Raw genomic sequence first — 14479 nt, 5'->3', positions numbered from 1 at the left:
CCGTCCCCGTGACCACCGCCGGGGGCGGTGGTGGTGCATCCCCGCCGTCCAGCCTACGCCGCTTCGCGCCATCGAGCGCCGACGAACGGTCAAGAAACGGCATCGGACCGCCAGATGGCGAGCAGGTCATGACGAAACCTGCTCATGGGGTCGAACTCCCCGGTCAGGGCGGCGAGGTCGCGCGGCCGCGGGACCGCCGTCGGCTGTGCGGGGGAGAACGAGAAGCCCGTCCTCGGGACGGGCGCCGCCCCCGCACAGCCGAGATGGCGGTCAGAACCCCTGGGCCAGCCGGTGGTAGGCCTGGTTCCAGCGCAGCTCGTGGGCGAGGCGACGCGGTGTGGTGTCGGCGCCGATGAGGACCAGCTCGGTGCGGGTCATCTCGGCCAGGTCGTCCAACTGCTCCGCGCCGAGCGCGCTGGAGTAGACGGTGTGGTGCGGGCCGCCCGCGGTGATCCATGCCTCGGCGGCGGACGCCAGGTCGGGGCGCGGGCGCCAGACGGCGCGGGCCACGGGCAGCATGGGCAGCGGCTGCGGCGGTACGACGGTGTCGATCTCGTTGGCGACCAGCCGGAACCGGTCGCCCAGATCGACCATGCCGAGCACGACGGCCTCGCCCGGCGCGGCGTCGAAGACCAGACGCACCGGGTCCTCGCGGCCGCCGATCCCGAGCGGGTGGATCTCCACCCGGGGCGTGCCGGCCGCGATGGAGGGGCAGACCTCCAGCATGTGCGCGCCCAGGATCAACTCGCTTCCGGGCGTGAGGTCGTAGGTGTAGTCCTCCATGAACGAGGTGCCCCCGGGCAGGCCCGCCGCCATCGTCTTGAGCGTGCGGACCAGGACGGCGGTCTTCCAGTCGCCCTCGCCGGCGAAGCCGTAGCCCTCGTCCATCAGCCGCTGCACGGCCAGGCCGGGCAGCTGCCGAAGCCCGCCCAGGTCCTCGAAGTTGGTGGTGAACGCGCCGTGGTCGCCGTCCTGCAGGAAGTGGCGCAGGCCCAGCTCGATTCGGGCGCCGTAGCGCAAGGAGTCGTGGCGCTCGCCGCCCTCGCGCAGTTCGACGGCGACCTCGTAGCGTTCCTGGTACTCCTTGACCAGCGCGTCGACCTCGGCGTCCGAGGCGGCGTCGACGGCGGCGACCAGGTCGTTCACGCCGTGGGTGTTGACCGAGACGCCGAAGCGCAGCTGTGCCTCGACCTTGTCGCCCTCGGTCACCGCCACGTCGCGCATGTTGTCGCCGAAGCGGACCACCTTCAGCGTGGCCAGTTCGGCCCTGCCGAGCGCGGCGCGTACCCAGCTGTCGACGCGGGCCGCCACCGCGGGTGCGCTCACATGTCCGGCCACGGTCTTGCGCGGCACCCCCAGCCGGGTCTGCACGAAGCCGAACTCGCGGTCGCCGTGGGCGGCCTGGTTCAGGTTCATGAAGTCCATGTCGATGGTGTCCCAGGGCAGGTGGACGTTGCTCTGGGTGTGCAGGTGCAGCAGCGGCTTGCGCAGCGCGTCCAGGCCCGCGATCCACATCTTGGCCGGGGAGAAGGTGTGCATCCAGGCGATCACCCCGACGCACGCGTCGTCGCCGTTCGCGTCCAGCATCGCCCGGCGGATCGCGGTGGCGTCCTTCAGCAGCGGCTTCCACACCAACCGGACCGGCGCGCCGAGCCGCGCGCCCAGCTCGGCCGCGACGGCCCGGGACTGGTCCGCGACCTGACGCAGCGTCTCCTCGCCGTACAGGTCCTGGCTGCCGGTGAGGAACCAGACCTCGCGGGTGGTGGCTGCGGTCATGCCTCGACTCCTTGGGGGTTCTCGTCGACGGCCGGCTGGCCGTACACGTTCTGGTAGCGGTCGTGGAGCCGGTCGATGTCCGGCTGCGGCAGGCGCTCGACCGGCCCGAGCTGTCGGGCCAGGTGCATCGTGCGCGCCACGTCCTCGCACATCACCGCCGCCTTCACAGCCGCCCTCGCGCTGCCGCCGATGGTGAAGACGCCGTGCTGCCGCATCAGCACCGCGGGGGAGCGGTGGCCGCGCAGGGTCGCCACGATGCCCTGCCCGATCGAGTCGTCGCCGATCAACGCGAACGGTCCGACCGGGATGTCGTCGCCGAACTCGTCGCCCATGGCCGTGATCGCGCACGGGATCGCCTCGCCGCGCGCCGCCCACGCCGTCGCGTAGGGGGAGTGCGTGTGCACCACCCCGCCCACCTCGGGCATCGCGCGGTAGACGTAGGCGTGCGCGGCGGTGTCGGAGGAGGGGGAGCGGTCCCCCGCGACGACCTTGCCGTCCAGGTCCGTGACGATCATCGTCTCGGGCGTCAGGTCGTCGTAGGAGACACCGCTGGGCTTGATCACCAGCAGCTCCTCACCCGGTACCCGCGCGCTGACGTTGCCGCTGGTCCAGGTGACCAGTCCCCAGCGCAGCAGCTCCGCGTGCAGGGCGCAGACCTCCGCCCTGATCCTGTCGATGTCGCTCACGCGTGGTCCTCCAGGCTGTTCTCGTCAGGCCGGGCGTCGGTGTGGTGGCGGGCGGTGTCGCGCAACGCCCGCAGTCGGTGCAGGGCGTCGCTGCCGCCGCGGCCGAAGTGGTCGTGCAGCTCGCGGTACTCCGCGAACAGCGCGTCGTAGACCGCGGCGCGCTCCTCGTCCGGCGTGAACGCGGCGCGTTGGATCCGGCCCATAGCCTCGGACGCGGTCCGGATGTCCGGGTGGGCGCCCGCGGCGACCGCCGCGTGGATCGCCGAGCCGAGAGCGGGGGCCTGCTCCGAGCCGACCAGGTTGACCGGCCGGCGCAGCACGTCGCTGTAGAGCTGCATCAGGAACCGGTTCTTCGCCAAGCCGCCCGCGACGGTGAACTCCCGCACCGGGACGCCGGCGGCCTCGAAGGCCTCGACGATCACTCGGGTGCCGAAGGCGGTCGACTCCAGCAGGGCCCGGTACATCTCCTCCGGGCGGGTGTCGAGCGTCAGGCCGAGCACCAGGCCGGAGAGGTGGTGGTCCACCAGGACCGAGCGGTTGCCGCTGTGCCAGTCCAGTGCGACCAGTCCGTGCGCGCCGACGGGCTGGGCCTGCGCCTTCTCGGTCAGCAGCTCGTGCGCCGACAGCCCGCGCTCGCGCGCCTCCACGGCGTAGGACTCCGGCAGGACCGTGCGCACGGCCCAGGCGAAGATGTCCCCGACACCGCTCTGCCCCGCCTCGTAGCCGTACAGGCCCTGCACCACCCCGTCCGCCACGACCCCGCACATCCCCGGCACCTCGGCCAGGATGTCGGAGTTGAGGATGTGACAGGTGCTGGTGCCCATGATGGCGAGCAGGTGGCCCGGGTCGAGAGCCCGGGCGGCGGCGCTGGTGACGTGGGCGTCGACGTTTCCCACGCTGACCGGGGTCCCCTCACCGATCCCGGTCCAGCCCGCCGCCCGGGCGGTCACGGTGCCCGCACGCCCGCCGAGCGGGGCCGGCGGGCCGTCTCCCAGCTTCGCGGTGAAACCCGCGAACCCGGGGTTCAGGGCCGACAGGTACTCCGCGGACGGGTAGGCGCCGTCCTGGTGGATGCCCTTGTAGCCGGCCGTGCAGTTGTTGCGGGTCTCGCGGCCCGTCAGCTCCCGGACGATCCAGTCCGCGGCCTCGATCCAGCGCTCGGCGGCGGCGTAGACCTCCGGGTCCTCCTCCAGCAGCTGGAGTGCCTTGGCGTACTGCCACTCGCTGGAGATCCTGCCGCCGTAGCGGGGCAGCCAGCTCTCGCCGCGCTCGGCGGCGAGGGCGTTGATCCGGTCGGCGTGCGGCTGGGCGGCATGGTGACGCCACAGCTTCGGGTAGGCGTGCGGCCGGTCGGCGAACCGCGGCAGCTCGCACAGCGGCGTGCCGTCCGCGGTGGTCGGCAGCACCGTGCAGGCGGTGAAGTCCGTGCCGATCCCGACGACCTGCTCCGCGGTGACCCCTGCCTTCGCCAGCGCCTTCGGCACCGCGCTGCGCAGCACCTCGCGCCAGTCCTCCGGCACCTGCAGCGCCCAGTCCGGCCCGAGGGCGGCTCCGCCGCCCGGCAGCCGGTCCGTGACCACGCCGTGGCGGTACTCGTGCACGGCGTCGGCCAGCAGGGTGCCGTCCTCGACGGAGACGACGACCGCGCGACCGGAGAGGGTGCCGAAGTCGACGCCGACGGTGACGTTCGGCGGTCTGGTGGTCATGTTAACGCTCACATTTCTCGGCGAGGGCGGAGGCTCAAGGGATGCAGGGCGGTGTGCGTGGGTAATTGTTAGCGTTAACAATCACCAGCCGTCAAGGCTTGGCACAACATGCCTCTCCGGAGGTGCAACTCCCGGTCTGTGCAGAACTACCGCCCCGGCGCGGCCGTGCTGCCGCGCGGCACCAACTCCGGGGGGATCAGGGCGTGGGGCTGCCGGGCGCTCTCCGGGCCGGCCTCGATCCGGTCGACGAGCAGCTCCAGCCCTCGGCGTCCCAGCGCGCCGAAGTCCTGACGGACCGTCGTCAGCGGCGGCGTGAAGTACGACGCCTCGGGGATGTCGTCGAAGCCCGCCACGCTGATGTCGCCGGGGACCGAGATCCCGGCCTCGTTCAGGGCGCGCAGCAGGCCCAGCGCCATGTGGTCGTTGGCGCAGAAGACCGCCGTCACCGAGGGGTCCGCGGCCAGGCGCAGGCCGAGTTCGTAGCCGGAGCGCGCGCTCCAGTCGCCGGTCAGCACCTCGGGGACGGCCGCGCCGGACTCGTCCAGGACCGCGCGCCAGCCGGCCAGGCGGGCCTGGGAGTCGAGCCAGCCGGCGGGGCCGGCGAGGTGGTGGACGGTGCGGTGGCCGAGGTCCAGCAAGTGGCGGGTGACCGCCCGCGCGCCCGCCTCGTTGTCGACCGCGACGGCCGGCACGCTCCCGCTCGGACCGCTGCCGACCGCCACGACGGGCAGGTCCCCGCCGAGCCCGGCGAGCGAGCCGGGCGCGGAGTTCTGCGGCGCTATCACCAGCACCCCTTCGACGGCCTGGTCCCGCAGTCGGTCCACGGCCTGCTGGATGGAGTGGGCGTCCAAGGTGCGTACGCTGACGATGCTGACGAAGTAGTCGTGGCCGCGGGCCGCCTGCTCGATGCCGTGGAGCATCGACGCGGGGCCGTAGAGGGTGGTGTCGAAGCTGACCACGCCCAGGGTCTGCGAGCGGTTGGTGACCAGCGCCCGCGCCGCCGAGTTCGGGCGGTAGTCGAGCTCGTGGATGGCCTGGAGCACCCGGTCCCGCGTCGCCTCCTTGACGTGCGGGCTGCCGTTGAGCACGCGGGAGACCGTCTGGTGCGACACGCCCGCCAGGCGCGCCACATCGGACATGACCGGTTTGCGCCCGGTCGCTGCGGTCTCCGCCGTCATCCTCGCCCCTCGCCCCTCGTCGTTCGTGCCGTCGTGCCGTCGTGCCGTCGTGCCGTCGCGCCGTCGCGACGCCGCCCGCATGCGGCTTCGTCGCAGCACGTTACCGCGAAAGCGCTCCCAGGCAGGGGGCCGACCATGCATTGTTAGCGCTAACATGTCAGCACGCCCTGCCCGCCCTCGCCATGTCACCGCCTTGGCGCTCCGGGCTCGCGCCGCAGGCGGCGCGGTGTGAGGCTTCGCTCATGAGCACCGTCGCCGACCCGCCGCAGACCTCCGTGCCGCCCGTGCTCGACGTGCGGCAGCGCAACATCGTCTTCGGGACGATCATGCTGGGCATGCTGCTGGCCGCGTTGGACCAGACGATCGTCGGCACCGCGCTGCCCACCATCGTCGCGGACCTGGGCGGCGCCGCGCACATGTCCTGGGTGGTCACCTCCTACCTGCTGGCCGAGACCGTCAGCACGGCCCTGGTCGGCAAGTTCGGCGACCTGTTCGGACGCAAGCTGATCTTCCAGGTGTCCGCGATCGTCTTCATCACCGGCTCGTTCCTCTGCGGGCTCGCCACCAACATGACGCTGCTCATCGCCTGGCGCGCGTTGCAGGGTCTCGGCGCCGGCGGGCTGATGGTGACCTCGATGGCGCTGATCGCCGACGTCATCCCGCTGCGCGAACGCGGCAAGTACCAGGGCGCGATCGGGGCGGTGTTCGGCGTCGCCACCGTCATCGGCCCCCTGCTCGGCGGGCTCTTCACCGATCACCTCTCCTGGCGCTGGGCGTTCTACGTCAACGTCCCGATCGCGATCCTGGTGGTCGTCGTCGCGGCGCGGACCATCCCGTCCGTGCGCTCCGTCGCCCGTCCCGTCGTCGACTACCTCGGGATCGCCCTGGTCTCGATCGGCGCGAGCGCGCTCATCCTGGCCACGAGCTGGGGTGGCAACGAGTACGCCTGGGGCTCGGCGACGATCGTCGCGCTCTTCGTCGGTGGCGCGCTCGCGCTCGCGCTCTTCGCGTACGTGGAGACGCGGGCGGCCGAACCGATGCTGCCGATGCGGCTCTTCCGCAACCCGGTCTTCACCGTCTGCACCGTGCTGAGCTTCATCGTCGGGTTCGCCATGCTCGGCGCGATGACGTTCCTGCCCACCTACCTCCAGTACGTGGACGGGGTCAGCGCGACCGTGTCGGGGCTGCGGATGCTGCCCATGGTGGCCGGGCTCTTCCTCGCCTCGATCACCAGCGGCAACGTGGTCAGCAAGACCGGCCAGTACCGGCTGTTCCCGATCGCCGGGTCGCTCGTCATGGCGCTCGGCCTGTGGCTGCTGTCGCTGATGAAGCCCAGCACGGGGGTGTGGCTGAGCTCGCTCTACATGTTCGTGCTCGGGCTGGGCATCGGGCTGTGCATGCAGGTGCTCACCATCGCCGTGCAGAACACCGTCGACTACGCCGACCTCGGTACCGCCACCTCCGGCGTGACCTTCTTCCGCACCCTCGGCAGCTCCTTCGGCACGGCGGTGTTCGGCACGATCTACGCCAACAGCCTGAAGACCAACCTGGTCGCGGGTGTGGCCGCCTCGGCCCGGCTCACCGGCGCGGACCCGGCCGTGCTCGGCAAGGCGGCGCAGAGCCCGCAGGGCCTGCACGCGCTGCCGAAGGCGCAGGCCGCGCCGATCGTCAAGGCCTACTCGGACTCGCTCCACACGGTGTTCCTGTGGACGGTCCCGGTCGCGCTGCTCGGTTTCGTCGTCTCGCTCTTCCTGAAGCAGGTCAAGCTGCGCGACACCGCGCGCTCGGTCTCCACGGACGTGGGGGAGGGCTTCGCGCAGCCGACCGGCGGGGACTCGGGGCGCCAACTGGAGTACGCCGTCGGGAAGATCATCTCCCGGGTCGACCTGGACACCGCGCGCGAGATCGTGCGCGGCTCCGGCGCCGAGGTCGACATCGCCGGGGCCTGGGCGCTGATGGAGGTCGAGGGCCTCACCCGCAGCGTCGGCCACGCCCGGGTCGGCCTGGTCGCCGCCCGGAAGCGGGTCCCGCCGGAGGTCCTCGACCCCGTCTTCGACCGGATGGTCGTCGAGGGCTACCTGACGCGCAGTCACGACTTCCTCGACCACACCCCGGCCGGCGCCGGGCAGGTCCGCGTCCTGACGACGGCCTGGTCGGACTGGCTCGGTGCCCGGCTCGCCGAGGACATCGGCCGCCCGGGCGGCGCGGAGCTGCGTGCCGCCGTCGACGGCATCGCCAAGCGGCTGCTGTTGGAGGACCTGGCGAACGGTCTGCCACAGAGCCGCGAGGCGGCCGCGCGCCCGGCGTAGTCACCTGTGCGGCCCGAGAGCCCGCGGCGTGACGCTGTGTCAGTGCGTCAGTGCAGCACCGCGGTGCACTGGCCGCCGGAGAACATCGGTGTGGTGTCGACGGGCAGGCCGGGGTCCGGACCGACGACGATGTCGGCGTTGTCGCGGGTCACCAGCGCCTCGCAGTCGTCGAGGGCCGGCTCGGGCTGCATGCCGTCGTTGGGGCCCATCCACAGGTCCACGTGGCGGACCCCGTTGTTCCAGTCGCTGGTGCACTCGACGCAGCCGTCCTCCATCACGAAGTACTTCTGCAGGTGCGGGACGTAGATGATCGTCCCGGGCGCGAACTCGTTCTCGTCGGTGGCGAAGGTGACGGGGTCGTCGTAGCTGCCGCTCCCCTCCGTGGCGAGGGAGTGGATCTGGGGGTAGGCGATGACGGCGGTGCCGTAGCTGCCGGATCCGTTGTCGTTGTCGTTGTAGCCGTAGGACGTGACGTTGACTTGGAGCGTCTGGCTGTCGGTGGTCCGTGCGTGGACGGGCGCGCCGGCGGTGAGCAGGGCGAGTGCGGCGGCTGCCAGGGCGAGGGATGCGCGGGGGACGGAGCGCATGGGGGACTCCTCTGCTGGTTCACGGTGTGAGCATGTCAATCTGCTGGCTCGCGGGGAGCCTAGGGTGGCAACGAGCCGTCGGACAAGGGGTGTTAATAACCTTTCTTAACCAGATGCTCCGACCGCGACACGAACCCGACGAACGAGGGTGCCGGTACCGCCGGGCGGTGGTAGCGAACCGCCGACCGGTTCCGGAAGCATGAGAAGCGGAACGCCCGTCTGCGTCCTGTGGGCGGGGGCCGCCCCGGCCGTCGTGCTCGGCCGGGGCTCCCGCCCCCCTCAGTGGCGGTCGGAGCGTTGGAGCATCCAGCGATAGTGCTCGGGATCGGCCAGGATGAGGTTCTTGGCCGCGGTGTGGTCGGCCTGCAGGGACTCCGGATACGCAGAGGCGTCCAGTGAGATCCACAACGAGAGATCCTGGCGGGTCTTCGGATCGTCGCAGGCCAGGAAAGCTGCCAGCACCGCGGCGCGGTAGTCGGCGCGCAGATCGGACAGCGCGTCCAAGGCGGCTCGGCTCTCCGGCGTGGGTCTCCGGTTCCGCAGGTCCTCGCTCGACGCGTAGCGCAGCCCGGGTCCGGTGAAGTACCAGGCCATGGTGGCACCGACCTTCTCGGCGTCCGAGCCGTCGCGCACGTAGCGGATGATCCGCTCCTGCGTGGAGCGGTGCCCGATGGCCGCGACCAGCGGTCGGACGAGTTGATCGACGCCGCTTCGGCACTGGTCGAGAACGGCGGCCTGCACGAGCAGGTCGGCCTGCCGTCGCGTGAGGTCGAGGTCTTCCTCCGCGGCCCGGCCGATCTCCCACCGTTTGACCTCGCACCGGTGGCGCGGATGTTCGCCCGCCATCACCTCGGGAAGGGTCCAGGAGGGGCTGAAGAGCTCCAACAGACCGTCGAGCAGTGGCTCGAACGCAACCTCCCGACCAGGACGGTCCGGGATCATCTCCAGAGCCACGCCTACCCCCCGCGAAAGACTCGTCCCCGCCTACTGGCTACCGGCTACCGGCTTCGGCTCAGGCTAACCGGCGACGGCCCGGGGCGGTCGAAGAACCCCGAAGGCGGGGAACGGCCGCACGGTCGTAGAACCAGGTGGGCCGTCGACCCGGGGGTGGTGTCGTAGGGTCGGTGCGTTGGTGATCACTGACCTGTTTGGAGCGCTCGTGTCCGACTCCCTCGCGTCCGATGTCCTGTTGCCGGTTGGCGTGATCGGCCTCGGTGACATCGCGCAGAAGGCGTATCTGCCGGTGCTCGGGGCGCTCCCCGGCCTGGACCTGCGGTTGATGACGCGGGACCGGGCGAAGCTGGACCGGCTCGGGGAGGCCCACCGGGTGGCCGCCGAACACCGGTTCACCGATCTCGGCGAGCTGATCGACAGCGGGATCCGGGCGGCGTTCGTGCACGCCTCCACCGAGCAGCACGTGCCGATCGCGGAGCGGCTGTTGGAGGCCGACGTCGACGTGTACGTCGACAAGCCCCTCGACTACACGCTGGACGGTGCCCGCCGGCTCGTCGAACTCGCCGAGCGTCGCGGGCGTTCGCTGATGGTCGGCTTCAACCGTCGTCACGCGCCCGGGTACGTCCGGGCGAAGCAGGGCCCGCGCGAGCTGATCGTGCTGCAGAAGAACCGCGTCGGGCTCGCCGAGGCGGCCCGGTCGCTCGTCTTCGACGACTTCGTCCACGTCGTCGACACGCTGCGCTTCCTGGTCCCTGGTGAGATCGAGCACGTCGACGTGCGGGCGCGCAGCGTGGACGGCCTGGTCGAGCATCTGGTGCTGACGATGGCCGGGGAGGGTTTCACCGCGCTGGGCATCATGAACCGCAGGAGCGGGTCGACCGAGGAGGTGCTGGAGGTCTCCGGCGGCGACGCCAAGCGCGAGGTGCTGAACCTCGCCGAGGTGGTCGACCACGACGGCGGCCGGACCGTCACCCGTCGCGGGGACTGGATTCCGGTGGCCCGCCAGCGCGGCATCGAGCAGGCCGTCCTCGCCTTCCTGGACGCCGTCCGCTCGGGCAAGATCATCGATGCGCAGGACGCGCTGCGCACGCATGAGCTGTGCGAGGAGGTCGTGCGTCGGATCGAAGCATCCTGACCAGCGCTCTGCGCCGACCTGTGCGCTTGCCGCGCGGGGGTGGCGGAGGCACGGCTCGCGGCCACTCACCCGGCGTCGGTGGTGGCCCTGGACCGGTCGCGCGTCCCGAAGCTCTGCAAGAGCGCCTCCAGGTCGGTACGGCAGACCCCGTCCGCACCGCCGTCAGCGAGTTTCCAGGCCTCGTCCAGACGTTGTGCCAGCCTGGAGCCGGCGTCCGCACCGAAGAGCTGAACGGTGCGCCTGACCCGTTCCAGTAGTGCCGCGCGGGTTCCCTGCGCGCGGCACCGATCCGCTCCGCACGCGTCGAAGTGCGGCCACAGCTCCTCGAACTCACGCCGTCCGAACCAGGAGTCCTCATCTCCCCCGGCTGCGGGGGCGACCGCCACCAGCACCCGGTGCGCCTCGTGGCCCAACGTGGCCAGCACCTCTCCCGTGAGCTGGTTCAGCACGGTCCGGCGCACCAACTCGGGCACCCGAAGCCGTTGCGCGGGCTGGTCGACCTCGACAAGTCCTGCGTGGTCCAACTCCAGCACGAGCGGGCCCAGTTCCAGTTGGTTGCTGAGAGTGGGGTCGTAGCGTCTCAGCTGGTCGAGGACGACTTCGCTCTGCACGATGATCAGCGGCACCGGGAGGGGGGCGAAGCAACTGCACAACTCGAGCAGTCGGTGCGCCGCCGGAGCCGACTGCTGCAGGCCTGTGTACGCCGTCCAGGTGCCGGCGTCGACCCCGTCAGGGGCGAGGGCCAGCCGGCCCCGGTAGTCCTCCGCCGACTCGCCCGTCCGCGCCATCCGCCGGGCCGCCTGGTGCAGGGCGAGCGGCACGTCACCGAGCGCCTCGGCCAGTGCGGCCGCGGCGCTGCCGTTCAGCCCCGGTTTCCGGCTCCGCAGCAGTTCCGCACTCTCCCGACGGTTGAACTCCTGCGCCTGGAGGACGTCCATGCCTTCGTCCGTCCACGCCGAGTGTCGTGAGGTGACGAGGATGCGGCCGCCGCCGTTGGGCAGCAGCCCGTCAAGATCCCTCGGGGGTGCGGCGTCCTCGTAGATCAGCAACCAGCGGCCGAACCGGGCTTCCGCTGCGTTCTCCGTCAGCACGGCCAGCGCGGCGTCGGCCGCGGACGCGGCGTCCGGGCCGGGCGGGAGGTCGAGCTTGCGGGCCAGACGGGCCAGCGCGGAAAGGGCCGTCTGGCGGGAGGCTGCCGGTACCCACCAGATCAGGTCGTAGTCGCTGCCGAACCGGTGCGCGTACTCGATCGCCAACTGCCGCCGACCCAGTCCGCGAGGCTCCGTGGCCACCATCACCAGCGCGCGGTTGACCCCGAGGGCGTCGTGCATCCCGTCCAGCACCAGGTCGCGCCCTGAGAACTGCGGGTTGCGCGCGGGGACTCCGAACACCGTGGGGCCACGGCCGGGGAACCGTGCAGCCGTGTGGCTCGGACCTGAAGGCTTGGCCGCCCCGATCGCCCTGAGAACCGCTGATGCGGCCGCGGATTCGTCGAGGCCGCCGAGCAGGACCGTTCCGGGCGTGCCCTCGCCGTCGCCGATCTGGAGCAGGATCGGCGCGCGGCCCGCGTCCCTGGCCGTGCCCCCTGCCTGCGATGCCAGGCGATCCCCCAAGCGCGTCCGCAGGAAGGCCGCGGACACGACGGCGACCGCACGCGCCTCGTCCGGGGTGTCGGTCGCATCCGGAGCCAGCACGTGGAAGCCGGCCTGGGTGAGCACCGAGCGAATCCACTCGGCCCACATCCGGTCCCTGGGGGCGTGGTGGAGTATCAGCCGGGCGCCCTCGGGCGATGCGGGCCGAATGAAGGAGCCGAGGTGGCGGAGGCGCAACGACTCGTCCAGCGTCGGCAGTCCCGTGACCCTTTCGGCGGCGACCAGCGAGGCCAGCCGCTCGTAGGCGGCGAGCAGCCCGTTGGGCTCGCCCGGACGGTCGCCGAAGGTGGCGAGGATCTCCTCGCAGTCGTATTCGGGGCGGTAGGGGATCTGGGTCAGCTCCCAGTACCGGTCCGCTTCGGCGGCCGACAGCCCGCGGGGCAGCCCGTGGAACCTCTCCCGGGCTCGGCGCATTCCCGAGGCGATCGCCCTCGACCCTGATCCCTCGTTGATGCGCATCAGTACCGGGAAGATGGTGATCCCGCGCGCAGGAGCTGTCTGGTCGATGTAGCGAGCGGTGTCGGAGGCCCCCTCGATGCTCTGGCTGTTCAGGGTGAAGCAACTGACCAGGATGTCGGGCAGGTCCCTGGTGCAGATCTCCACCGCGCTCCCGAGTCCGGTGCGGCTGTCGATCAGAGCGAAGTCGTAGTTCCGGCGCACGTCCTGACGCAGTGCCTCGAGAAACGGCTCGTCCAGGTCGCTCCAGTCGAAGGAGGCCAGGGTGCTCAGATAGTCCCGGTTCCGGCGCCCCGCTGACAGGTAGTCGAGTCGCCCGCCCGCAGGGAAGGGCCAGTCGACGGAGACCGCGTGCGGTCGGACCCGGGCGTGGTCCCGATACAGTCCGGGCACGCGTTCGCGCCGGAGTACCGTCCGGGCCTCCTCCGCGAAGCCTGCGAAGAGGTCGATCAGCCCCGTGGTGGAAGTGATCGTGTCGGGGGGCAGGAACGGGTGGAGGTAGTGGTGCAGGCCCGGGGTCTCCAGGTCCCAGTCGGAGACGAGCACCCGGAAGCCGTTCGCGGCCAGGATCCACGCGACGTTGGCCGCGGCCATGGTCCGGCCGGCCCCGCCCTTGTAGGAGTAGAACGTGATGATCCGGCCATCTGGCTGACTACTCATCATCGACCCTCGCACCGCTGGGGGATGGAGGCGCGGGATGATTCATCGGTCGGACGGGCTGATCGTCGCCCGCTCGCTCGTCGCCGAACGGTGGGCGCAGACGCGGTCGCGCAGGACTGGGCGCAGGGCTGGGCACAGGGCTGGGCGCAGGGCCGGTGGGTAACGGTTCGAGGCGTGCGTATTCGGCCAGCGCCCGCGCGGAGGCGATGGCGAACGCGTTCTGGAACTCCTCGTGGGTGGTGATGCTGCCACCGGCGGTGCCCACCGCAGAGCGGCCGGCGCGCAGCAGTTCCGGGATGACGGCCTCGACTTCGGCAACGTCGGGAGCACCCTCGCCGAGGCTGTCCGGATCGGTGGTGTTCCACGGGACGAGCGCGCTCGCCCAGGGCGGCGCACTCGCGTCGAGGGCGGCGAGCCGGGCCCGCCGCCCCGGGTCCCGAACCGCCCAGCGGTCGACCAGCAGGAGCACGGGACTCCGGGCGGACGCCGCCGTCAGCAGTGACTCGGCGACCGTGTCGAAGTCCTCCAGCACCGGCAGGAACTCGAGGCCCCTGGCGATCTCCACCGCCACTCGGCCCAACGACAGCTCCGCGGAGGGGTGGTAGGGGTTCCAGTCGAGCGCCGAGGCGCCGTAGTAGTCGCTGCTGCGGTCTGCGGGAAGGGCCGCGACGGTAGGAGCGACGACCGCAATCCGCAGACGCCGACGCGGTGATCGCGCCGATTCGAAGGCATCGGGAAAGGACTCGGACCCTCGGCGGGGACCGACCGGAGTGACGGTCGTCTCCGCAAGCTCCACCACGCGCTGGGCGATGCGATGGACCGCGAACTCGTAGGCGTTGCGGAAGTAGTTGAGCTTACTGAGGGCGTACAGGCCCTCCGTCACGTAGTCAGGTCCGAACAGGTCGTGCAAGTACTGCAGCTCCGCGGCCGTGCGCGGAAGACTCCCCGGAGACATGGGGACCCACTGGATCGGAACGATCGCCCGGGAGGCCGTTTCGGCCCCGTCGGTCCCGCGCAGCGAGAAGGTGGACCGGGACGCGAAGGCGGCCCACTCCTTCCCGCACCACTGGCTGCGGAAGTAGCGCGGGGAGTAGAGCGGGACGAACACCCGGCAGGTCGCCAGGGCGTCGCTCAGTCGATCCGACCACCCCTCGCCCAGGACCAGGCCCTGGTCCATGAACCCGGCCGCCTCCCTGGAGTCGACGCCGGTCAGGTCCATGACCGTCTCACTCAGGTCGTCGAAGAGCCGTCGAACCCAGATGTCCTGATCGCGGGGATGACGTTCAGCACGGGGACGAGGGGTGTGCGCGTAGCTCAGGAAGAAGTAGGGGCGTGACGCCCCTTCAGCCCAGGACTCCGACGCCAACGCGCCGCCTCCCC

10 protein-coding genes are annotated in these 14479 nt (G+C 71.3%); 2 read left to right on the top strand and 8 right to left on the bottom strand.

The features are described from left to right. Nucleotides 1-270 precede the first annotated feature (270 nt). From araA to BMY61_RS05240, 4 genes are all read right to left on the bottom strand, one after another. Entirely contained in the window at nucleotides 271-1776 is a 1506-nt protein-coding gene (araA, locus tag BMY61_RS05255; protein WP_042443651.1) for an L-arabinose isomerase, read from the bottom strand. After that, nucleotides 1773-2462 carry an L-ribulose-5-phosphate 4-epimerase gene (locus BMY61_RS05250; protein WP_042443649.1) on the bottom strand — a complete coding sequence of 230 codons (690 nt, stop codon included), beginning with the start codon at nucleotides 2460-2462 and terminating at the stop codon, nucleotides 1773-1775. Before BMY61_RS05250 ends, araA begins: the two co-directional genes overlap by 4 nt. Next, nucleotides 2459-4168, bottom strand: a complete 1710-nt coding sequence (gene araB / locus BMY61_RS05245) for a ribulokinase (RefSeq protein ID WP_042443647.1) — start codon at nucleotides 4166-4168, stop codon at nucleotides 2459-2461. Before araB ends, BMY61_RS05250 begins: the two co-directional genes overlap by 4 nt. 146 nt (nucleotides 4169-4314) lie before the next feature. After that, the gene (locus BMY61_RS05240) at nucleotides 4315-5346 is read right to left on the bottom strand and encodes a LacI family DNA-binding transcriptional regulator (protein ID WP_083555133.1); all 1032 of its coding nucleotides are present in this window, start codon (nucleotides 5344-5346) and stop codon (nucleotides 4315-4317) included. A gap of 242 nt (nucleotides 5347-5588) precedes the next feature. Here BMY61_RS05240 and BMY61_RS05235 point away from each other — a divergent pair, with 242 nt between their 5' ends. Further along, complete coding sequence (locus BMY61_RS05235; protein WP_042443639.1) at nucleotides 5589-7655, top strand: MDR family MFS transporter; 2067 nt, start codon at nucleotides 5589-5591, stop codon at nucleotides 7653-7655. Nucleotides 7656-7702: 47 nt separating this feature from the next. Here the strand turns inward: BMY61_RS05235 and BMY61_RS05230 are convergent, their stop codons facing one another. Together BMY61_RS05230 and BMY61_RS05225 are read right to left on the bottom strand one after the other, a co-directional pair. Then, complete coding sequence (locus BMY61_RS05230; RefSeq protein ID WP_042443637.1) at nucleotides 7703-8242, bottom strand: hypothetical protein; 540 nt, start codon at nucleotides 8240-8242, stop codon at nucleotides 7703-7705. Between the two features lie 279 nt (nucleotides 8243-8521). After that, nucleotides 8522-9196 carry a hypothetical protein gene (locus BMY61_RS05225; RefSeq protein ID WP_042443635.1) on the bottom strand — a complete coding sequence of 225 codons (675 nt, stop codon included), beginning with the start codon at nucleotides 9194-9196 and terminating at the stop codon, nucleotides 8522-8524. Nucleotides 9197-9431: 235 nt separating this feature from the next. Here BMY61_RS05225 and BMY61_RS05220 point away from each other — a divergent pair, with 235 nt between their 5' ends. Next, on the top strand, nucleotides 9432-10331 hold the full coding sequence (locus BMY61_RS05220) for a Gfo/Idh/MocA family protein (protein ID WP_042443957.1): 900 nt from the start codon (nucleotides 9432-9434) through the stop codon (nucleotides 10329-10331). A gap of 65 nt (nucleotides 10332-10396) precedes the next feature. Here BMY61_RS05220 and fxsT read toward each other — a convergent pair whose 3' ends face one another. Then, a complete protein-coding gene (fxsT, locus tag BMY61_RS05215; protein ID WP_052438401.1) occupies nucleotides 10397-13099 on the bottom strand; it encodes an FxSxx-COOH system tetratricopeptide repeat protein in 2703 nt (900 codons plus the stop codon). After that, nucleotides 13092-14465, bottom strand: a complete 1374-nt coding sequence (locus BMY61_RS05210) for a TIR-like protein FxsC (protein WP_052438400.1) — start codon at nucleotides 14463-14465, stop codon at nucleotides 13092-13094. Before BMY61_RS05210 ends, fxsT begins: the two co-directional genes overlap by 8 nt. Nucleotides 14466-14479 lie beyond the last annotated feature (14 nt).

Source organism: Streptacidiphilus jiangxiensis, assembly GCF_900109465.1.
GTDB classification, from domain to species: Bacteria; Actinomycetota; Actinomycetes; order Streptomycetales; family Streptomycetaceae; genus Streptacidiphilus; species Streptacidiphilus jiangxiensis.
Note: the sequence above shows the minus strand (reverse complement) of the source record. Positions and strands in the feature narration are given on the sequence as shown.